General features: G+C 45.2%; 27 protein-coding genes. 14 read left to right on the top strand and 13 right to left on the bottom strand.

The features are described 5' to 3' along the window. Positions 1-96 precede the first annotated feature (96 nt). Complete coding sequence (locus QUA00_RS21310) at positions 97-702, bottom strand: DUF1517 domain-containing protein (RefSeq protein WP_333411033.1); 606 nt, start codon at positions 700-702, stop codon at positions 97-99. A gap of 466 nt (positions 703-1,168) precedes the next feature. Next, on the bottom strand, positions 1,169-1,714 hold the full coding sequence (locus tag QUA00_RS21315) for a hypothetical protein (protein WP_333145014.1): 546 nt from the start codon (positions 1,712-1,714) through the stop codon (positions 1,169-1,171). Between the two features lie 357 nt (positions 1,715-2,071). On the opposite strand from QUA00_RS21315, the gene rfbB reads away from it, so the two are divergent. The 4 genes from rfbB (at position 2,072) to hpsJ-A (ending at position 5,940) form a co-directional block, all read left to right on the top strand. Next, positions 2,072-3,178 (top strand): dTDP-glucose 4,6-dehydratase, encoded by a 1,107-nt coding sequence (gene rfbB, locus QUA00_RS21320; protein WP_333145016.1) that lies wholly within the window; start codon positions 2,072-2,074, stop codon positions 3,176-3,178. 386 nt (positions 3,179-3,564) lie between these two features. Further along, a complete protein-coding gene (crtA, locus tag QUA00_RS21325) occupies positions 3,565-4,416 on the top strand; it encodes a cyanoexosortase A (protein WP_333411034.1) in 852 nt (283 codons plus the stop codon). Further along, the gene (locus QUA00_RS21330) at positions 4,416-5,084 is read left to right on the top strand and encodes a cyanoexosortase A system-associated protein (RefSeq protein ID WP_333145019.1); all 669 of its coding nucleotides are present in this window, start codon (positions 4,416-4,418) and stop codon (positions 5,082-5,084) included. The genes crtA and QUA00_RS21330 overlap by 1 nt, the downstream gene beginning before the upstream one ends. A 178-nt stretch (positions 5,085-5,262) precedes the next feature. Continuing rightward, positions 5,263-5,940 carry an HpsJ-like protein, cyanoexosortase A-associated gene (gene hpsJ-A, locus QUA00_RS21335; protein ID WP_333411035.1) on the top strand — a complete coding sequence of 226 codons (678 nt, stop codon included), beginning with the start codon at positions 5,263-5,265 and terminating at the stop codon, positions 5,938-5,940. Between the two features lie 407 nt (positions 5,941-6,347). Here the strand turns inward: hpsJ-A and QUA00_RS21340 are convergent, their stop codons facing one another. Further along, positions 6,348-6,989, bottom strand: coding sequence for a cofactor assembly of complex C subunit B (locus tag QUA00_RS21340; RefSeq protein WP_333154030.1), 642 nt, complete (start codon positions 6,987-6,989; stop codon positions 6,348-6,350). Positions 6,990-7,156: 167 nt separating this feature from the next. Continuing rightward, on the bottom strand, positions 7,157-7,888 hold the full coding sequence (rpaB, locus tag QUA00_RS21345; RefSeq protein ID WP_071587789.1) for a response regulator transcription factor RpaB: 732 nt from the start codon (positions 7,886-7,888) through the stop codon (positions 7,157-7,159). 162 nt (positions 7,889-8,050) lie between these two features. On the opposite strand from rpaB, the gene radA reads away from it, so the two are divergent. The 9 genes from radA (at position 8,051) to QUA00_RS21390 (ending at position 13,069) form a co-directional block, all read left to right on the top strand. Continuing rightward, positions 8,051-9,604 carry a DNA repair protein RadA gene (gene radA / locus QUA00_RS21350; RefSeq protein ID WP_333411036.1) on the top strand — a complete coding sequence of 518 codons (1,554 nt, stop codon included), beginning with the start codon at positions 8,051-8,053 and terminating at the stop codon, positions 9,602-9,604. Positions 9,605-9,653: 49 nt separating this feature from the next. Further along, positions 9,654-9,890, top strand: a complete 237-nt coding sequence (locus QUA00_RS21355) for a hypothetical protein (protein ID WP_333145024.1) — start codon at positions 9,654-9,656, stop codon at positions 9,888-9,890. Positions 9,891-9,893: 3 nt separating this feature from the next. Further along, positions 9,894-10,226, top strand: coding sequence for a type II toxin-antitoxin system PemK/MazF family toxin (locus QUA00_RS21360; RefSeq protein ID WP_333145025.1), 333 nt, complete (start codon positions 9,894-9,896; stop codon positions 10,224-10,226). 153 nt (positions 10,227-10,379) lie between these two features. After that, on the top strand, positions 10,380-10,535 hold the full coding sequence (locus QUA00_RS21365; protein WP_333145026.1) for a DUF2281 domain-containing protein: 156 nt from the start codon (positions 10,380-10,382) through the stop codon (positions 10,533-10,535). A gap of 102 nt (positions 10,536-10,637) precedes the next feature. Next, positions 10,638-10,889: a DUF4258 domain-containing protein gene (locus tag QUA00_RS21370; RefSeq protein WP_333314620.1), complete on the top strand. Its 252-nt coding sequence runs from the start codon at positions 10,638-10,640 to the stop codon at positions 10,887-10,889. A gap of 13 nt (positions 10,890-10,902) precedes the next feature. Further along, entirely contained in the window at positions 10,903-11,142 is a 240-nt protein-coding gene (locus QUA00_RS21375) for a DUF2283 domain-containing protein (RefSeq protein WP_333411037.1), read from the top strand. Positions 11,143-11,424: 282 nt separating this feature from the next. After that, positions 11,425-11,682: a type II toxin-antitoxin system PemK/MazF family toxin gene (locus QUA00_RS21380; protein WP_333145029.1), complete on the top strand. Its 258-nt coding sequence runs from the start codon at positions 11,425-11,427 to the stop codon at positions 11,680-11,682. 128 nt (positions 11,683-11,810) lie between these two features. Further along, positions 11,811-12,665 (top strand): TIGR02587 family membrane protein, encoded by an 855-nt coding sequence (locus QUA00_RS21385; protein ID WP_333411038.1) that lies wholly within the window; start codon positions 11,811-11,813, stop codon positions 12,663-12,665. Further along, positions 12,662-13,069, top strand: coding sequence for a TIGR02588 family protein (locus tag QUA00_RS21390; protein ID WP_333411039.1), 408 nt, complete (start codon positions 12,662-12,664; stop codon positions 13,067-13,069). Before QUA00_RS21385 ends, QUA00_RS21390 begins: the two co-directional genes overlap by 4 nt. 252 nt (positions 13,070-13,321) lie before the next feature. On the opposite strand, the gene QUA00_RS21395 is transcribed toward QUA00_RS21390, so the two are convergent. From QUA00_RS21395 to QUA00_RS21435, 9 genes are all read right to left on the bottom strand, one after another. Then, positions 13,322-13,915 carry a CPBP family intramembrane glutamic endopeptidase gene (locus tag QUA00_RS21395; protein WP_333145034.1) on the bottom strand — a complete coding sequence of 198 codons (594 nt, stop codon included), beginning with the start codon at positions 13,913-13,915 and terminating at the stop codon, positions 13,322-13,324. Positions 13,916-14,149: 234 nt separating this feature from the next. Continuing rightward, the gene (locus QUA00_RS21400) at positions 14,150-15,388 is read right to left on the bottom strand and encodes a DUF3326 domain-containing protein (RefSeq protein ID WP_333283894.1); all 1,239 of its coding nucleotides are present in this window, start codon (positions 15,386-15,388) and stop codon (positions 14,150-14,152) included. Next, positions 15,385-15,576 carry a hypothetical protein gene (locus tag QUA00_RS21405; RefSeq protein ID WP_333054545.1) on the bottom strand — a complete coding sequence of 64 codons (192 nt, stop codon included), beginning with the start codon at positions 15,574-15,576 and terminating at the stop codon, positions 15,385-15,387. The genes QUA00_RS21400 and QUA00_RS21405 overlap by 4 nt, the downstream gene beginning before the upstream one ends. A 57-nt stretch (positions 15,577-15,633) precedes the next feature. Beyond that, positions 15,634-15,951 carry a 2Fe-2S iron-sulfur cluster-binding protein gene (locus tag QUA00_RS21410; RefSeq protein ID WP_333318936.1) on the bottom strand — a complete coding sequence of 106 codons (318 nt, stop codon included), beginning with the start codon at positions 15,949-15,951 and terminating at the stop codon, positions 15,634-15,636. A gap of 243 nt (positions 15,952-16,194) precedes the next feature. Next, positions 16,195-16,740 carry a Uma2 family endonuclease gene (locus QUA00_RS21415; RefSeq protein WP_333411040.1) on the bottom strand — a complete coding sequence of 182 codons (546 nt, stop codon included), beginning with the start codon at positions 16,738-16,740 and terminating at the stop codon, positions 16,195-16,197. Further along, positions 16,741-16,869 carry a hypothetical protein gene (locus QUA00_RS21420; RefSeq protein WP_333411041.1) on the bottom strand — a complete coding sequence of 43 codons (129 nt, stop codon included), beginning with the start codon at positions 16,867-16,869 and terminating at the stop codon, positions 16,741-16,743. Between the two features lie 154 nt (positions 16,870-17,023). Continuing rightward, entirely contained in the window at positions 17,024-18,205 is a 1,182-nt protein-coding gene (locus tag QUA00_RS21425; protein WP_333411042.1) for a GTPase, read from the bottom strand. 196 nt (positions 18,206-18,401) lie between these two features. Next, positions 18,402-18,941 carry a Uma2 family endonuclease gene (locus QUA00_RS21430; RefSeq protein WP_333411043.1) on the bottom strand — a complete coding sequence of 180 codons (540 nt, stop codon included), beginning with the start codon at positions 18,939-18,941 and terminating at the stop codon, positions 18,402-18,404. Positions 18,942-19,135: 194 nt separating this feature from the next. After that, on the bottom strand, positions 19,136-19,777 hold the full coding sequence (locus QUA00_RS21435) for a PD-(D/E)XK nuclease family protein (protein ID WP_333411044.1): 642 nt from the start codon (positions 19,775-19,777) through the stop codon (positions 19,136-19,138). Positions 19,778-20,162: 385 nt separating this feature from the next. Between QUA00_RS21435 and QUA00_RS21440 the strand changes: the two genes are divergently transcribed. Continuing rightward, positions 20,163-20,939, top strand: coding sequence for a hypothetical protein (locus tag QUA00_RS21440; protein WP_333411045.1), 777 nt, complete (start codon positions 20,163-20,165; stop codon positions 20,937-20,939). Positions 20,940-20,948: the final 9 nt, after the last annotated feature.

The following is a 20,948-nucleotide window of genomic DNA, read 5'->3' on the forward strand; positions in this document are numbered from 1 at the left end:
TTTTAGTAGGCATTGACTTTTTATAAATATCATCATATTATACTATGCAATATGCGTTTTAGATGCTGAACAGCTTAATAACTAATTACTCCTTCCTTAAAGGGGAATAAGTTCTGGGAAATTGACCAACACTTGGTCGTTGGTAAGTTCGTCTCCCAACTGTGCGGGAGAAAAGTGAACTTGCACAGCTCGGAGCCTTTCTTGGTAATGTAAATTAATCAGTGCTTTTAAACCGACTTTCAGCGCGCTGATGTCAGCAAGGTCAGTTTCTAGGGCAGGAACTTCGCCTTCATAAGCAACTGTGAGCATCACCACCACATTTCTAGTTACGGGCAAAGACAAGGGGGAATTTTTATCGTAAACAGATGTACTGTATTGAGGCTCGCTGAGATAGCGATCGGCTGAATCAATGAAAAGTTCATCCACATAATCGCCCGCTTCGCCTTCATTCCAAAAAACATCGCCTTCATTGGCGGCTGATTGCCAGTAGTTGTCGTACTGCAACAGATGATTGCAAATTTCTACCAGACCTTCTCCTAAAACTGCTATGTCGCCATCGGCATCAATTGCTTGTCTGGCGGTGCGGTTGAGAACTCCTAACAGCGGTGCAACATCTTCGCCTGTTAGGTGAACGAACACGCGGCAAACTGCCAATCTAGTTTGACCTGTAAATTGATTGAATCGATCGCGCCAAGCATTCATAATAACCTAGAGTTGTAATCTGTAGGGCTATATTTCCAACCATAGCAGGGGATTTGAACTCTTGCCGTCTACCCTCAGATTGATCTGAAGAGTATTTTTAGCGATCGCCTCGGCCGCCTACTGTCTCGCTTTGACTCATCTAATTTTATAGCAGTTTTCAATCGGATCAAATACAGTTCAAATACAGTAGGAAAACCGCACAGCCTTGTCCTGACGGAGAGCGGCGACTTTTAATAATTGGTATGAGATTGATGATGGTAGCAAGAGTTTTTTTAATTGATATTAATTCAGCGCTCGTTTGCTTAGCCGGAATATGATATTGTGTGCGCTCGATTCATCTGTCTATTGTTTGCAGTGCTTCGCGATCGCAATGACCAGAAATTGTATGGTAGATAATTTCAAATCAAAAAACCTCCAATCTTGCAAGATTGGAGGTGCGCTAAGCGAATACTTTGGTTTGAGATAACTATTTGAGGCTCGCGCTTTGGACTTGTTCGATCGCAATTTCAGAACTCAACTCAGCAACTGGCGAAACCGGCAAATCCAGCTCGCCGCCTGGAGCTTCTGGGTGTTCGCGAACGACTGCAACCGCATTTGCTGACTCAGCTACAGCACCCGCCGCCGCCAAATCGAGCAAGGCAGGAACTTCCATGTGTCCAGAAACACCTGCATCTGCGATCGGAGCGATCGGCTCTTCAAAAACTTCAAAATTATCGGTCATCGCAGCGCAAGCAGCAGAAGCGCGCTTGCCGGCACGGTAGCTCATGTAGGCCGCACCGCCACCCAAAACTCCAGCCAAACCTAGGAAACCGAGAGCTGCTGTTTTGTAGGATTTCCACGGATTAATGCGCTCCGAGCCGCCGGAACCTAGGAGGGTTGTCGCAGAACCAGATTTAGACGCGCCAGATTTGCTGTAGGAACAGGGGAAAGCAGATGCGGCGTCACCTATGGCGATGCTGCTTGCGATCGCGACGACGGAAGCAATGCCAGCTAACACTTGAAACTTCTTCATGATGCTTGGGAGATTGTAAAGGATAATTAAAAAATTAATGGTAACAGCTCTTTACAAATCTATCAACTCTGCGCGCCGCCCATATCGCGGATCGATCGCAAAAGTCAGCTATAGCCTCACGCAATTCAAATTTAAAATTGCCCGCTTAAAAATCTGCAATGCTTAATATGTAAGCGTTTGGACTAAGATAGGGGTAGAGTTTCCAGTCAGGTGATCCAAGAGTTCGATCGCGCCCACATTAGAAAATCTGAGGTGAGACAGTAGAAATTTTAATTACAGAGCGGCAAACACTTGGTGACAAACTACTTTTAAGGCTACTTTTGTAAAGGCTTAGTTATTGGAATAACTCTTATTTTTATGACAGACAACGCGAATCAAGGCATTGAGCGCTCCGCGCGCCGATTGTTGGTGACGGGCGGGGCTGGATTTATCGGCTCGAATTTTGTGCATCACTGGTGCAGCAGCTATCCGGGCGATCGAGTAGTCGTACTCGATGCTTTAACCTACGCCGGAAACCGACAAACCCTGGCAACTTTGGAAGGAGGCGAAAATTTTCGGTTTGTACAGGGGGATATTTGCGATCGTACCTTAGTCGATACCTTGCTCAAAGAAGAAAACATCACCACAGTCGCGCACTTTGCCGCAGAATCCCACGTTGACAGGTCAATTATCGGGCCCGCAGCCTTTGTTCAAACAAACGTTGTCGGAACCTTCACACTGTTAGAAGCCTTCCGCAAGCATTTTGAAGCAATTGATGAGGCATCTCTCAAAGCACAAATGCGCTTCCTCCACGTTTCTACCGACGAAGTTTACGGCAGTCTCGGCCCCGATGACCCAGCCTTCACAGAAACAACGGCCTACTCGCCCAACAGTCCCTACTCAGCCTCCAAAGCTGGCAGCGACCACCTCGCCCGCGCCTATTTCCACACCTACGGCGTCCCGACAATTATCACCAACTGTTCAAACAATTACGGCCCCTATCACTTCCCAGAAAAGCTCATTCCATTAATGTGCATCAATATGTTATTGGGCAAACCGCTGCCAGTATACGGCGACGGTCAAAACGTGCGAGATTGGCTCTACGTTCTCGACCACTGCCGCGCTTTAGATGCCGTTATTCACCGTGGTCAGCCTGGGGAAACCTACAATGTTGGCGGCAACAACGAGGTAAAAAATCTCGATTTAGTAAAAATGCTGTGTCAGCTAATGGACGAATTAGCTTCTGATTTACCCGCCCGTCCTTGCGAACAATTGATCGCATTTGTCAAAGACAGAGCCGGGCACGATCGGCGTTATGCTATTGATGCCACCAAAATTCAAACAGAGTTAGGTTGGACTCCCTCAGTAACAGTTGAAGAAGGTTTGCGACAGACTGTAGAATGGTACTTAGCCCATCGGGAGTGGTGGGAACCCCTGCTTTCGGAGGAATATCAAACTTACTACCGGAAAGTCTATTCTAACTAATCTACTCCTGGACGCACGGGCTACCACAAACCAGAACCCGTAAAAAACTGGTTTTCCCGCTCAAGAGTGCGTCCAGAAAGGTTTCTGTCTTGCCTTCAAGCTTTACATTTAAACTCCCGGCGCAGAAACCGGGTTAGAGAAAGGAAAATCTTTCGTTAAGTGCGATCGATCAGAGTTAAAAAACCTGTTTTCTTTGGTCTTTGCTCCTAACTTCAGAATTAATTGGGTGAAGGTACTTATCACACATATTTACTCTTGTCAATCTTTGTGAAGATTTAGTGAAAAATCATCCCAAACGCATAAATTTAAGTGTTTGTAGCTGATAATTTTAATAGAGTTACAGGATTAAGCATTTTAGAAGCTTTTAGTCAAAACAAAAAGCAGCAATGACCGAAATAAACTCGCTCAAGCACATCCAAGAACCTAAATACTGGCTGTTAGGCATCGCCTCCGGTTTGATTGCCATACACCTAACTCTGACTTCCAGAACAAACGACACTGACCTGTTCGGTACAATGTTACTGTTTTGGGGAGTCGTAGCATTTCTCATTTGGGAAAAGCACGAATCCTTAACTTTTGAAAGCGGCATTTTCGCCAGCTTTTTTGGGACAGCGTTAATTGCTTTAATATTGCTCAAAAGTTCCTCGATATCGGGATACGACTTTTTTATCAGAGCAACGCCTTTTTTGTCGGCAATTAGTCTCGCATTGCTGGCTTCCGGCACAAAAGGACTGAAACAATATTGGCAGGAACTTCTAATTCTTGGCTATACAGCTATTCCTCCCGGATTGATCGGAGTATTGGTTGATGTCCCCCTATTAACCGCTAAATTTTCAGCTTTCATCCTGCACTATGTAGGATTTGAAGTGGTGCAAAAAGGGGTTTTTCTAATCCTGGAAAAGGGAAGCGTGGAAGTAAATCACGGCTGTTCCGGGGTTAATGGGATGCTACAATTGTTAGGACTAGCTCTGGTTTTCTTACTGATGTTTCCTACCACTACTGGTCAGAAAATGGTATTGCCATTCGTGGCAATAATTACTGCATTTGTAGTGAATGCCGCCCGCGTTGGTCTCCTGGCAGTGCTGGTATCGCTATCTCAACCCGCAGCATTTAAATACTGGCACGAAGGAAATGGTTCGGTAATATTTTCGATGATTGCTGTATTTATTTTCGGGTTATTCTGCTGGTTTGCAATTTTGAAAGACCAACCCCCAAATAAGGAAGGACAGAATTGCTAATGGCTATTACCTCTTGGAAACCACTTAGGCTTTCCCTGTTGGCTGTTACTTTGGGAGGCGTTTTGTTGGTTGCCGGAAAATTGGTTTTCTATCCATCGGACGGCAAGAATGTGGCAACCCCGTTTGAGTTTCCCGAGTCGGTGCCTTTAGCCGATTGGAAACTAAACAAGAGCGTGCCTCTGGAAATTAGGGACAATTCAGGATTCAAAGCTGCCAGGAAATATGAATATCAAAAAAATAGCAGGTATCTAGAAATAGAGATGCGGTATGCGGTAAACACCATTGGAGATGTGGAAGGTATGATGAAGGGACATACTATTCTCAAGTCGTCTCCTGGTAAACTAGCATTAGTAAACACTCAAGGCGCGGGGTTTCACGCAATTTTGCAACAGCAAAATCGACTGTATTTGAGTTCGTGTATCAATCCTCGTGGCAGTGCTACAGTAACTTCCCAACAGTTTAGATATAATCGAAATACTCGCGATTGGCAGCCAAACCGTATTCTGTTTTGGTTGTTGGGTAGGGGAAATATTCAAGACCGGCGCTGTTTGTGGACTCAGATGTCTGTGCCTTTGGATAAAACAACTCCAGAAGATGCCCAAAAAATTCTAGAGAATGCTTGGGTTTCTTGGTATGAGTGGTGGCAGCCGCGATTCCCCGAACCTTGACTCGATTCAGTCGATTTTAGCTTTTAGCTTTTAGCTTTTAGATTTACTGCACAGGTGAATCTGGAAGCTTGAACAAGAGTCTAAAATTTTAGACTCTCCACGACTGTTGTCGGGGGATTGTATCCGTTCTTGAGCGGGGTCAAGAGAGATTTTTCTTAACAACAACTCTGATTATTTTATGAATGACTTACAAGGCGAACAAGGTTTTTCTATCTACAGACTGCGTTGGATTGGCTACGGTCTATTAATTTTGTCTGTATTAGATACGATCGCAACTCTTATACCAGCCAATTTTGGCAATCGCCTCTGGGAATTGCAAACGATTGGGGCTGTAGTGGAACGGGTGCCGGTTCCTTTACTGGCAATGGCGCTGATATTTTTTGGCGAAGGGTACGACCGCAGAGGCTTGGAAGACGTTTTTTTGAAGGTTTTGTCTTGGGTTTGTCTGCTGCTAGGTCTGCTTTTTCTGTTGATGCTGCCTTTGGGAATTTTTGGCACTATCTACGTCAACAACCAAAACAACCAGCAAATTACTACTCAAGCAAACCAACAATTAGCTCAGTTGCAGCAGGTGGAAGAACGGCTGAATAAGGGTAGTCCTGAAGATTTAAGGAATTTGGCGGGGGAACTTACTCGTTTGGGGGTACAAGCGGATACGCAAAACCCACAGCAATTGAAAGAGCAAATTCTTTCGAGAATTACTCCGGCTAAGGAACGGTTACAGACGCAAAGTGCTGCGGTTCAGCAAAGTCAGCGCTTGGGGTTATTTAAAAATGCTGTTAAGTGGCTGCTGGGCGCGCTGATTTCTAGTGTTTTGTTTTTTACGCTGTGGCGCGGTACTGACTGGGCTCGCTAGTAGTTTTGAGTTTTGAGTTGCGAGTTTTGAGCTACTAAGGTGCGCCTAGCGCACCCGGAGAGTCTTGTTGAGGACTAAGATGCGCCCTGTACACGCAGCCCGCGTCTTGGTGGTTAAGAAGACCCTCAAACCCTGGAAATTTCGTTGGGGGCAGCGCTGGATCTTCTTCTTTTCAAAAGATATCGGTAATAAATCTTGTTTATTGCCGATAGCCAACACCGAGAATGAGGCAAATCCGTCGTTAGCGCAGCCCTCGAAGACGATCGCACCAAGACGCGGGCTGGCATTGTGCAATCCACAATCCCTAATCCACAATCCCTAATCCACAATCCCTAATCTAAAATCCCTAATCTAAAATCCACAATCCACAATCCACAATCCACAATCTAAAATCTAAAATCTAAAATCTAAAATCGATTGATGGTATTTTCTAGTTTGTCGGCAATGCCTTCAACCCAGTTTTCATCTTGTTTTGTGTAGCTGCGGGGCGCGTTAGCACCTAAGATTAAAACGCCTTGGGTGCCGATCGGCTGACAGATGACTCCTTGAGTATTTTCTGGCAAATAGTCAAATTCAATTTTGCCGGGGTAAATATTAAGATTTACTAAATAAACTGGTTTATTTTTGTCGAGCACTCGCTGCAAAATCGGCCCTGGTTTGACTTCGGGATTGATGCCTAAAATACCGCGCCGCAATAGAACTTTTCCCTGATACACAATTACGATCGACCTTGTGGCGGTATTTGTCAACAGCAAACGCGACGCCCAAGCTAATTCTATTTTCACAGCCTCCGGCAAATCCGGCGCAAATTCAAAACCTTCTTCGCCGATAAGTTTTACGGAATCGGGCGATCGCGCTTGCACCTGCTGCCACAGCAAACCTGTTAAAATCAGCAAAGCGCTGATAATTACTCCCAAAGCGTCCGATCGAGCTTGAGAATCTGTAATTTGCTCTGTCAGCAAGCGGTTTACCATTAGCAGCGTACCTGCTAACCCTCCTGCAACTAAGGGCAATTGCCGCAAAACTTTATTGGGATCAGATTTAGTCATTAGTCATTAGTCATTAGTCAGCAGTCATTAGTCATTAGTCATTAGTCAGCAGTCATTAGTCATTAGTCAGCAGTCATTAGTCATTAGTCATTAGTCATTGGTAATTGGTAGTTGGTAATTTAACTAAGGCCAACTGCCAACTGCCAACTGCCAACTGCCAACTGACCTTATCCTACTTCTCCAATTTCGACAATTCGCTGGAAGAGATAGCCGGTGCCGCGGGCGGTGAGAATTAATTCGGGATTGCTGGGGTCGTCTTCCAACTTTGCCCTCAGCCGCGAGATGTGAACGTCCACTACGCGGGTGTCTACGTGGCGTTCTGGCGTGTATCCCCAGACTTCCTGCAAAATTTCCGATCGCGAAAAAGGCTCTCCAGAACGGCTGACAAGCAGTTCTAACAGGCTGAATTCCATGCCCGTGAGGCGAATTCGTTCGTCGCCTTTGTAAACTTGGCGCTTGTTGGTGTCAATCCTGATATTGGTGACGTGGATGACTCCAGAGCTGGGAATGCCCGATGCTCCGTTTTTGTCAACTCTCCGCAGTACCGAACGGATGCGGGCTTCAAGTTCTTTGGGAGAGAAAGGTTTGACGACGTAATCGTCGGCGCCCAATTCTAAACCGGTGATGCGATCGGCTACGTCTCCCAAAGCAGTTAGCATGATGATAGGCACGTCTGACTCTTTACGCAACTCCTGACAGACGCCGTAACCGTCTAGCTTCGGCATCATCACGTCCAAAACCACTAAGTCGGGTTCGGTGTTGCGAAATGTTTCGAGAGCTTCTTCGCCGTCAGCAGCGGTGACGACATCGTAGCCAATCATGGAAAGGCGAGTCTCCAGAATGCGACGGATACTGGCTTCGTCATCGACTACCAGAATTTTTTCTTTATGGTTTTCCAAGTTACCGAGCACTCCTTAAGTTACATTTCAGATAATGTTAATTTTTTGTACCCTATCATAGAAGACACAAATTGAATCATGGGCGGCGATCGGTCTGAAAGCTTGATAATTGCTTTAACTCAGACTTTTCTAAATGTTAGGGTGACTATTTATCATAAAACAATGCCTAAGCCTCGAATACAATATATTTGTCGGGAATGCGGCTATGATTCACCACAATATTTTGGCAGATGTCCTAGCTGTCAGAAGTGGGATTCTTTTGACGAGCAGTTAGAACAACCTACTGCTGCTGTGTCGCGAGTGGGTTTAACTGGGGTGACAACTAAGACAGTGGGCGGTTCGCCCCCTGATAAGTCGAAGGGTCAACCCAGGGTATCTTTCAGATTATCGCAGATTTCCGACCAAACTCAGTCTCGCTGGCCTTCTGGTTACGGGGAGCTCGATCGAGTTTTGGGAGGCGGGATTGTTCCGGGCTCGCTGGTGTTGATTGGGGGGGAACCGGGAATCGGGAAATCGACGCTGCTGTTGCAGGTGGCGAATATGTTGGCCCGCAAGGATCGGATACTGTATGTCAGTGCGGAGGAGTCCGGCCAGCAGGTGAAGTTGCGATCGCAGCGTTTGGGTGTGGCTAATCCGGTTGAGTTGTCAAGCAACGGCGGGCATAAATCCGGCAGTAACGGGGAAGCTAGAAAGGATTCCGATGACAATTCAGCGGAGAATTTCTATTTGCTTCCGGAGACGGATTTAGAGGTTGTTTTGCGGGAGTTGGAAGCGCTGAAACCGAATGTGGCGGTGATTGACAGCATCCAAACTATTTATTTTGCTAGTTTAACATCGGCTCCGGGTTCGGTGGCTCAGGTGCGGGAATGTACATCTGCTTTGATGCAGGTTGCGAAAAGAGAAAATATTACTTTATTTATTGTCGGTCACGTTACGAAAGATGGAGCTTTGGCGGGGCCGAGGGTTTTGGAACATTTGGTAGATACTGTACTGTATTTTGAGGGCGATCGCTTTGCTTCTCATCGACTTTTGCGATCGATGAAAAACCGTTTTGGCGCGACTCACGAAATCGGTGTTTTTGAAATGGTAGCCAACGGTTTGCGAGAAGTAGATAATCCGTCGGAGTTGTTTTTAGGGAATAGAGATGAATTTTCTCCGGGTACTTCGACGACGGTTACTTGCGAAGGAACTCGACCGATTTTAGTGGAAATTCAGGCGTTAGTTAGCCCTGCAAGTTTCGGTTCGCCGCGCCGCACTACTACTGGTGTGGACAATGCTAGATTGCAGCAAATTTTAGCGGTTTTGGAGAAAAGGGTGGGGATTCCTTTATCTAAATTAGATGTGATTTTGGCGACGGTGGGCGGGTTGAAGGTGGATGAACCAGCGGCGGATTTGGCAGTTGCGATCGCCGTTGTGGCCAGTTTTCGCGATCGGGTGGTTGATGCACGCACTGTCTTGCTTGGGGAAGTGGGTTTGGGAGGACAGGTGCGGCCGGTTTCCCAATTAGAGTTGCGGCTGAGAGAAGCGGCGAAATTGGGTTTCAAAAGGGCGATTATTCCTAAGAATCAACCGGTGCCGGAGTTGGGGATGGAGATTATTCCGGTGGCTAAGGTAATCGATGCAATAATTGCGGCGATTCCGGCTACTCCCGCTCAGTTGCAGTCTGGTGATATGGAATTACAGTCTGTTGATTTGGAGGATGATTTGTCTAATTGAGATTATGTTAAAGTAGCAATAACTGGGTAAACACAAATCTAAAATTCACATGATGAAAGCCTACGAATTTCCCGCAAAAGTTACATCGGAAGGCAAAATTAACTTGACCGATGACATTTTAAAATACTTGGCAGTCAACCAAGATGTAAGAGTGATAATTCTGGTGAATGAACAAACAAACTCAGAAGCCGATGAAGTAGAGGAAAAAACAGATTGGCAGCGTCTTGCCGCCGAACAATTCTTTGCGGATTGCAGCGAAGAAGATGCAATTTACGCTGAGGATTGAGCAATGACTAATTATCAGTTTGGAGAATTAGTTATAGTCGCATTCTTATTTGCGGGTACAGCCGAAACTAAACACCGTCCTGGTTTGGTACTGTTGGACACAGGAGATGAAGATATGATTGTTGCCAAGATAACCAGTCAAATCCCTCATACAACCTTTGATGTCGAAATTCAGGAATGGCAAAAAGCAGGATTAAAGCGACCTTCAGCGGTTCGCTTACATAAACTAAACACATTACAAAAAAGTTTAGTTGAAAGGAGACTGGGAATATTAACCCCTGATGATTTGGTGCAAGTGCGAGATAGAGTCAAACAAATCTGCTCTTTCATTGGATGAAAATACAGGATCGCAAGCTTCATTAGTCACGGCAAATCTCAAATCTCAAATTTCCAACTGTATGCGGAGGCCCGAATTATGTATCAAGTAGACATTCTTGAGGCAAAAGAAAAGCTTTTGGAATTAATCGCAGCGGCGATGAGAGGGGAATAAGTGGCGATTACTCAAGATAACCAGCCTGTTGTAAAATTGGTAGGAATTCCCAAACAAGCTAAACCCAATCGGCAAGCAGGAAGTGCCAAAGGAATGGTTGGGATGTCCGATGATTTTGACGAACCGCTAGAAGAGTTTAAGGAGTACATGGAATGAGGTTGTTGTGGGACACTCATGCCTTTATTTTGATGCTTATGCGCGGCTGTGGTGAATTAAGTTAGTGCAAAAATAAAGAGGCAAAAAGGAGGTAATAGCAACGTGAGCGTTAGATTACATCCCCATGCTCAAGCACGATTGATTGAGCGAGGTGCAACTGAGGCAGAAGTAATTGCTACTGTTGAAAGTGGCACAACTTTTCCGGCTCAATTTGGCAGAACCGGATTTAGGCGCAACTTTTCCTTCAATGCTGAGTGGCAGGGAAAAGTTTATGCTATGAAGAAAGTGGAGGCGATCGCAGCCCCAGAAGGCGAAGACTGGATAATTATCACTGTAATTGTCAAATTCTTTTGAGCAGGAGGTTCCCGTGAAACTGACTTACGATCCAAGATACAACGTAGCTTATATATACCTGAAAGAAAAAACCACACAGGTAAAAACTATCCAAGTTAGCGATCAAATGAATGTGGACATTGCCCCCGACGGTACTATTTATGGAATTGAATTACTCAATGCCAATCAACAATTAGGGGCAGATAGTCAAGGAAAACTGATTGTAGTCAACGAAGCTTTGGGAGATTACTCTGAGATTAAACTCGCACTATAACTGCCTTAATAAAATTAGGTTAATAGAGATTAAAACCTACCAGGAAACCCTACGAATTTTTAGCAAAAGTCACAGATGAAGGGAAAATAGAATTTATTTCCCGATCGCATCTTAAAACACTTTGCAGCTAACCAAGAAGTCAGAGTTATTGTTCGGGTAAAAGGATCAACTGACACAGAAGAAGATGAAGAAGAGGAAAACGCTGCTTGGCAGATCCTTGCTGCTGAGCAATTATTGGCTGGCTACAGCGAGGAAGATGCTATCTACGACAATATTTGAAATATGCCAAATTATCAATCAGGAGAAGTTCTCTTACTGGCACTACCTTTTGCCGATGTAACAACATCAAAACTCCGTCCTGTGCTGGTACTTTTGGATGCAGGAGATGAAGATATTGTTGTTGCACGAGTGACAAGTCAAACAAATAGGACTGTTTTTGATGTTGAGATTGTAGAATGGGAGCAGGCAGGTTTCTTGCGTTCGTCAGTGGTTCGGCTGCATAAGGTGAACACAATAGAAAAGCGTTTTATCAATCGTTGATTGGGAATTTTAACCGCTAGCGACTGGACGCAAGTTAGAGAAAGAATACAACAAATATGGTATTCTATTTTAGCAGGTTTAAAAAAATATTTACTTGCCAAATTTTTGAGGTGCGTTTTCACTAAAAAATGAAGAAATCAAAAAGACACAAAAATCAGTGGTCAAATGAACTAAACGACATCATTAGAGGTGCATCTGGCGGCTTTTTATTCGGGATTCCGCTGCTTTATACGATGGAGGTTTGGTGGATCGGTTCGCATACTGAACCAGCGGAAATGTCGATCGCGATCGCAACTACTTTTGTCATCGTTTTCTTGCTGACTCGCACTGAAGGTTTTCGCAAAACTCAAGACATCCGCTGGCTAGATGCTGCAATCGATACCGTAGAAGCGATCGCCATTGGCATTGTCTGCGCGGCTTTTGTCCTATTTTTGCTCAGGGAAATTACGCCGGAAACTCCGCTGCAAGAAACTTTGGGGAAAATCATCTTTGAAGGCCTGCCCTTTGCCTTGGGAGTTGCCCTGGCAAGCGGTTTCTTGAGCGGCGATCGCTATCAAAGCTCAGACAGCGAAAAGGAACCTAGCATCAATCCAACTGTAGCAGATATCGGCGCTACTTTAATCGGCGCGATGATCATTGCTTTCAACATCGCCCCAACTGACGAAATTCCCATGCTAGCGGCAGGTATTTCGCCGCCTTGGCAATTAGCAATTATCGCCGCTTCCCTGCTAATTTCCTACGGTATTGTATTTGTAGCAGGCTTTACTTATCAAGCAAAACGACAGCAGCAGCAAGGGATTTTTCAGCGTCCCCTCAGCGAAACTGTCATGGCCTATTTAGTGTCGCTAGCGGCTTCTGCATTTATGATGTTTTTCTTCCACAAACTCAGTTTTGACGACCCGTGGTCGATTTGGTTGAACTATACGTTAGTATTGGGATTGCCGGCGACTATTGGCGGCGCGGCGGGGAGGTTGGCGGTATGAGTGAAAGTAATAACAAAGAACAGCCGCAAAAAAGAACTTTTGCTGAATGGGCGACATTTGCGATCGCCTGCTTGATCCTTTTTACCCTCACCGGACTCGTAATCTACAACTGGGTGACTAAAAAGCAGGAACCTCCGATTATTTCGGTCACTCGGAACACACCAATTCGCGAAAATCAAGGGCAATTTTACGTACCTTTTACAGTGACAAACACGGGCGGTGAAACAGCCGAATCAGTGCAAATTATTGCCGAATTGCGCGTAAATGGCGAAGTTGTAGAATCCGGCGATCAACAAATAGATTTTTTGTCAACCGGCGAAACTCAAGAAGGAGCTTTTATTTTCAGTCGTAACCCCAGTCAAGGTCAATTGATTGTGCGATCGAGCAGTTATCAACTACCTTAACAAAGTTTTCAAGTCTCGTGTCCGTTAAGTGTGACCCTAATAAAATCCTGTCGCTGGGTGGGGGCGGGTTTAAAAATACCTTGGTTATTAAGCAGAGATACGGGTGAACCCGCCCCTACAAAATTTACGTTTATTGACTCGGTATCACGTTAAATAAACATAATTACCGTAGGGGCGGGTTCACCCATGTCTCCAATCCGGCGAGAGATTCATTAAACCCGCCCCGGTCTCGATATTGAGCGTGCGATCGAGCTAACGCTTCACCAGATCGTGTTCCCACTTCCAAACACAGCTAGAAATCAAATTCGTGCAGATATGAGCCGTAATTGGCACTAACAAATTCCCAGTCGCTAAAACGCTGTAACCCAACAGCAATCCGACAGCCGTTGCCCAAACAGCATAAGGCCACTGATCCAGGGCTCCCAAGTGCAGAATGCCGAAACAAAAACTCGATAAAACTAAACTGGTAACATTCAATCCCAAAGCAGACAGCATCACGCCTCGAAATAGCAATTCTTCGCTAAGTCCCGGCAGCAGTCCCAGCCAAATCAAATCCGGCCAAAACAAAGGTTTGAGCACTACTTCCAAGTAAACATCAGCACTCCGGCGATAACCCGGCCAGAGGTGATAAACGATCGCACTACCGCCTGTAATTGCCAGTCCGAGCGCACATCCTTGGAGCAAATCGATTCCTATCAATTTGACTGGCAAAAGCGATACCGATGCAAATAGCAACCACAATTTAGCTACCGCCAGCAACATAATTGCTGTCACGCCCATTGCTACTAAAACTTGGGTGCGCGTCAAGGGTTCAATTTCAGGATTTCCGGGAAGTTTTTCTGCCACTTAATCACTTTTAGATTTGAGGTTTGAGATTTGAGATTTGTTGGGTTTATACCAATTTTTTATGAGGCCCCGTAGAATCCGATCCCCCCTAGCCAAGGGCGGGCACGGGGAGTAGGGGTCGCACCGCCCCTACTAAGGGGGGGACAAGAGCCGGATCAAAGTCAACCCCTACTCCCCAACAATCAGGGGGATTTAGGGGGATCGAGATATGTGCAACTTCACATTAAATTGGTATTAGTCAGATAAACAACGCAGGGAGGAGATGTCTGCACCCAAGGAAGCTGGACTGATGCCGGCTCGCAAAGCGACCAAAACTCCGATCGCCTCTAAATATGAGTTTACCTGCAAAGCTTTGATTCCGAGTTTTTCTGGAGTCGCCTGCATCTGGGTTTTGTTGTCGCCGACAGCGATGATTTGTACGGACGATCGCGCACTCAAACTCAGAATAGCACTGCCGCCGCAGGCTGTGGCGGGTATCACCACTGCATCGACTCGATCGGCCCACAAACCCTGAGACTCGAAATCTCGCCTGTTTGCATAGAATTTCTCTCTTGTGGGGAGTAGGGGTTGGGCATCTTGCCCGCCCAATACCTGTGACAGGCAAGATGCCTGTCCCACAGTAGGAGTGACAAATTGTGACAGGTCAGAGGCCTGTCCCACAGTAGGAGTGACAAATTGTGACAGGCAAGATGCCTGTCCCACAGTAGGAGTGACAAATTGGGGAGCTTTGCCCAGGCCGGCAAGCACGCAAGGTAGGAAAGTATAGCCGATTTCCTCAGCAGCCGATCGCGGGGACAGGTGCGGATCGAGGGGAAGCGCAGACAGCGCCGGGGCGTGGGCGCAGGGGATTTTAAACGTTTTGACGACGAGGTGGCTGATCACAGCTTCCGCGCCGGCGAGGGGGTCAACTCCTTTGCCCCGGCGGTAGTTTTCGAGGGCGAGGCTGCCTTCATCGTCGGGAAATCTGGCTACAACTGCGATCGCCTCTACTCTTGCTTGTGTGATTAATTTTTCTGCCGCGCGCAATAAACTGTCGGGATTGCCGATCGTCCCCCAGGATGCCCCGGATTCGGAAATACGCAATTCTACTTGCAGGGGGCGATCGGTTAAAACACAATCGGTTATATTCAAACCCAATGTAGCTCTCGCTGCATCAGCCGCTTGCAAGTGCCGCAACTGCAAGTCTGGTTCAATGCCGGCATCGAGGATTAAGCCGATGCGATTTTGATGTACCGGTTGCAGACCCCAGCATCCGGCAGCAAATTTGTCAAGGGCGTAACCTTCAACGTAGAGAGCGTTAGGTATGGGCCAATAAAGTTGAGCGCCGTTGAGGACGTTGGGGTGAGTGATTAGGGTGTCTGAAATTTGGGCGATCGCCCTAGCCACCGGCAGCGCATCTCCTGCAAACCCACCAATCGAGGCTCCAACGCCTGTGGGGACTATCAAAACCACTGTTAAAGGGCGGGGGTTCACGGTGTTGCGGGGGATGCTTCCACGAGCACGTAGCCTTCTACCACAGCCTTTTGCCGATCGACATCCACGTCTGTGACTGCCCACCGCAGGGGTTCCCCGTGCTTTTGCAGTTCAATTTCAATAGCCGAGTGCAGTTGCTCGGCGGTATCGTGGAGGTCAACTTCTGCGGAAATGAAATGGGTGGTCATAGGGCGATCCATAGTGGTTTTACCGCTAACGGTACTTAGGTCAATTTTAGCTTAGTGCTAGGATTTACCGAATTGGCGATCGTACACAATGTCTTCTTTTTCGGTTTCTATCTTCAAGTTCGATCGGGGATAAGCAACACACAGCAACACATAACCTTCTGCCTGAAGTTCGGGACTAACGCCCATGCCATCAACTTGATCGACTTCACCCTCAATAATTTTAGCAGCGCAAGTAGTACAAACCCCCGCATTGCAAGAACTCGGCAACTCAATGCCTGCGGCGTTGGCGGCGCGGAGAATTTGTTTATCTTCGGGTACTTCTACGGTATAGGTAGTGCCTTGGTGGATCAATTCAACTGTGTAAGTCTTAGACATATTTCAATTATTGGTTTTAATTCCCCAATTGGAATTTACGCTAGATTTGGAAACAAAGCAATCAGTATTTTACCGCTCTTTGTGCTTTTGTGCAATTTTACAACTGCATTTTTTATTGATAATTTTTTTTATTAATTGGCTGGGCGAGCGAGTGGCATTTTGTCAATGACTTTTTCACAAATTATAACGATCGTCACGGGCGAACTCTGCCAGAAAGCACTTATACCTAACTAATTTTTGCCTTCAAGCCAACAACTCCTCAACAGCAACACTAAAACCTGCCAGCACTAACTGAGTGCTGACGGTAGAACCCTGGTTAAAGGTTAACTTTTGAGTTTTAGTCACGATCAATATCCAGCGACTTTCTGGAAAAACTATCCAAACTTCCAAACAACCAGAATCTAAATACTCTTGTGCTTTAAGAAAAATCTCTTCCGCAATATCAGTAGGAGAAACTATTTCAGCAATTAACGGCGGACTTTGAGGCAAAGTAGGAACATCGCCAAATTGAGCAACAAGTTCAGGAGTCAGATAAGCTACATCAGGACGGCGCACTCGTCTGTCAGTACGACAAGGAACTTCGACATAAACTTCGCCTCCTTGTCCGCTAGAATCTTTGTAATTTCCCCAATAACGATCTAGTCTAGATTGGATGAGACTGTGTTTTACTGTCATGCCATTTTTCTCCGCGATTTGCCCGTCCACCCATTCCATATCGTCGGGGGGATTAGCCATAAAGTCTTCTAGAGAAACATTTTCTGATAAAACGGCAGCCATTGCCATAGCCATTTACTCTCTTTTGCAGAATTCACTCATATTGTAGCAATCAATTGGTAATGGGTAATTGGGAATTGGGAATTGGGAATTGGGAATTAGGAATTGGAACTGAGATATTGCACCATTTTCAGCAACAGGCAAGATGCCTGTTCCACAATAAAATCAATATCTTTGTGGAACAGGCATCTTGCCTGTTCATAAAAGGCTTATTGAGAATGGTGAAATATCTCAGTTGGAGTAAAAAAATAACCTATGCCCTATGCCCCAGCCCTATGCCCCATGCCCCATGCCCAATTTACTCAATATTAATTTGATTGGGAGGCTTAGGTTGATCCGGTTTCTCATCCTTCAAAGTTTTACGCCCAGAACTAGCATAATCCTTATAAAAATCCACAAACATCTTTGTCAACTGCTGCAAAGAAAGTTGTTCCCCATTAATTTGAGCTTTCATGTAAGCTTTAAGCACTTCAATGTAAGCCAAACCTAGAGCAAGCGTGAGAGTTGCTGCGGTTGCACCGGAGATAGCACCGCCGACAACTGTACCCGCACCAGGAATCATTTTAATCAAATTAGTAACAATACTTCTGCCGATAGCAGTAACCCCGCCAGCGCCGCTAATAGCAGACAGCATTGCCGAAATAAAGCCCTTATCAAAGGGCATTCCAAAAATCACAGTAATATTAGCAATCATTGCCGTTTGCATCGTCATCAAAATCGGCGCATCAGCAAACGGTACAGGAGTCGCGCCGACAATTGCAGAACCTGCAACATAAGCACTTAGATACTTAAATGCCATATCGGATTTGAGCGCAATATTAGCAATTTGTTCTTTAACAAAAGCTTTTTTAGCTACTTCCGGCAGCAGTTGAAAAGTTGCATCTACCAACTTATCTAAACCGTGAGATTTTACTGTATAATCCTCATCTATTTCTTCCGGCTCAGCCATCACAGGGATGATTTGACTGACTGGCAAATTCATGTGTTCCAGTTGCTTGAAAAACTCGCCCGGCTTTTTAGATGTCGTCTGAGTCAGCACTAAAAGAACTGGTACGTCTTTGACTTCCATTTCTTTTAGCCAGTTTTCCTCTACAGATTCTATTCTATTGGCGCTGTGATTGATGCAGTACCAGATGACGTGAATGTGTTCTTTGGGGTGCAGGAGTCTTTGGTCTTCAATTAGTTTAGCAACGTTTAATTGAATAATTTTAATTTGTTCGGCATTGAGTTCGAGTCCGGGAGTATCGTAGACGGTAATTGGGCAATTCGGTTTGGTATATTGGCGAATGCCTTGAGTGATGGGGCGGCCGACTCCGGTTTCTGCTAAGCGTTGGCGAAAAACGGAATTAATCAGGGTACTTTTGCCAACACCAGTTTTGCCGATGACTAAAACATTGCACTGTCCCACTTGGTTTTCTGCGTCTTTGAAGGCGTAATAACTTCTATTTAAAAGCTCGTCTAAGGAAAAGTCGTCTGACATGGCGGTTTGCTCCGATAATGGTGGGATATTAATTCAATACCACCGAATAGAATTCCGATGCTATAGAAACGAAGTCCGTGAAGGCGGACTGGCGGAGTATTAAGAATATTGTAGCAATTTGATTTCAGAACTGGTGCAACGGGTAGAGGAGAGTTTTGTGTTGCGTGCTGCTACATGAAAGGTTGTAGAATTTAGTTTAAGCTAGCAATCGATCGACATCGATGCTAAAACCGATCAGGATTTGCTGAGTGCGGGCGGTATCGCCGGATCTAAATGTCAATATTTGATTTTGAGTCATCACGAATATTAAACGACTTTCGGGAAAAACTAACCAGACTTCCTGACAGCTAGATTCTAAATATTCCTGTGCTTTGAGAAAGACATCTTCAGCGATATCGGTGGGTGAAACTATTTCGGCAATTAAAGGGAAACTTTGGGGTAAAGTGGCAAGATTGCCAAATTGTGCAACTAATTCTGGTGTGAGATAAGCGACATCAGGGCGGCGAATTTGTCGGTTAGTGCGACAAGGAACCTCGACATAAGCCTCTCCACCTTGTCCGCTAGAATCTTTGTAATTTTTCCAAGCATCCCCCAGGCTTAACTGAATTTTACCCGTCTTTAGTGTCATGCCATTTTTCTCCACAAGTTGGCCGTCTACCAATTCCATGTTGTCGGGCGGAGCGACCGTGAACTCTTCTAGAGCTAAATTGTCTGATATTATGGTAGCCGTGACCATAGTTATTTCCTCGTTTTTACAAAATTCACTTGTTACTATTATGGCTGATCTGCAAGGCCGATCGCACTTTGACCGACACTGCTGAAATTATACTGTAACGCCGTCAGGCCGAGCAACGTAGGTTGAGTTGCTTCTAATAGCGACAGCTTTTAACCTATCGGTTGTCGGCATTACGGGTATTTCCGGCGATCGACTTATGCAAATAAATCAGTTCCTCGGCTCATTTTTACAGAACAGCACGCAGAGGGAACCTTACAATAGCGACATTCCCAATCGCTAGGTTTTGGGTTGGGAGGTTGAGAATTACAAAGCATCGCAATTAACTGCTGCAAACGCTGTCTAAATTGCTCATTAACATACCACTTGGGAATATCTAAAATCCCATCTCCATAAACTAAGCGACCGTGCGGAATGTGACCTTTAAACAGATTTTTAGTTTCCGGCGCAAAGGGCAACATTGACATATAGAGGAGCACTTGCATTTTATGTGAATCTTTGCGCTTGCCGGTTTTGATATCTTCGACAACAGCCCAATCATCTTTTATAGCAATGATATCAGGTCTGCCGGCAACGCAGATATCAAAGGTTTGACCTTTATATTTGAAGGAATTTTGATTTTCAACATAGACGGTGAAACCTTCATTTTGCAGTTGTACTGCTCGTTGAATCAGCTTTTCTTCATGTTCTGAGGGGTCATAGGTACTCGGTTGTTTTTCAAATTGATAGTGAGTTCGTTGCCATAATGCGTGTAGGCAATCTTTTTCGGTTGCTAAGACTTCGGCAAGCCCAGTTACAGTGGCGTAGGGATTGAATCTTTTTTGCGCTTGTGTTGGCATATTTTTTAGAGGTGTGTTTGGGATGTCTTTACGATGACACTCACTCCCAAATGATGTCTAGTTAATTTCCGATAATTCTTGGTGATAATAAATGAGAATTTTGAGTGATTAAATAATTGCAAATAATGTCAAATTATGGCAAATAATTTTAAATAATGACTTGCGCTAAGGAGTTGCCAGCTAGAGACAAGCTTGCTAAGATAAGCTGATAAGGCTGAGTTATGGCAGTGGATGTATGAATCTTAAGCAAAATTTTCAAAACCAAATCGCTGAATCGCTATTTCCTGGAAACCTGAGTGAGGAGAAGGCTTGTTTTCTGCGGCGATTCGCCCCGGAGAATCACCCGGACAACAGAGTAAGCACTAATAAAGAAATTGCTAAACTAATGAAAAACGATTTAGCAGTTTATTGCGAAAACAAAATAAATCAAACCATTCGGAAAGTGATTGAGGTATTTCATAAAGCCTACGGAGAAGAGATGAAAGCGGATGGCGTGAATATTGAGGCGTTATTAAATCTTAAAGCAGGGGGGACACTTAAAGGAAAAGAAGATCAAGAGAGTCACAAAAAAATTAGTCCTTGGAAAGAGGCTTATAAGTGGCTGTGGAATCATAAATACCTGCGGTGGGTTGATATTAATGCTTGGGAGATTTTAAAGAAACAAGCTAAAACTGCTCCCGATTGGATACAGTTTTCAACTGAGCAGGAAACTGCATCAGTGGGAGTTGGTACTAGAGGACTTAAGCCGCTATCGCCTCGATCTTCTGCACCAAAAAATGACCCCACGGTTCCAATTAATCAGCCGTTGTCGATGATTGTAAATTTGGCATATCCTAACTATCAAATGCTTTTGTTGTATCGCAGTGCTGAGATGAAATATATACTCTGTCCATCTTTTGGATATGCACCTAATGGTGTGAATCAACCACCGATGAGGCTACCTCAAAATAAGGAAGTATTTACTTTCGAGGAACTAGGAAAGGAAGAATTTGTAGCAATTGCAGTGGAAAACCCTGTGAGTTTACCTTGGTTGATTCCCCGTGAAGAGGAACCTTTACCGGAATGGAATGCTGAACGGCTTAAAGAGTTATTTGAACAATTGGAAAAACAAGATAATTGGCAAGTGTTTTATCAAAGCTTTGAGGTGGTGGAAACGGCCTAATTGGAGTTG

This window comes from Microcoleus sp. T2B6, from assembly GCF_036700475.1.
GTDB lineage: Bacteria > Cyanobacteriota > Cyanobacteriia > Cyanobacteriales > Microcoleaceae > Microcoleus.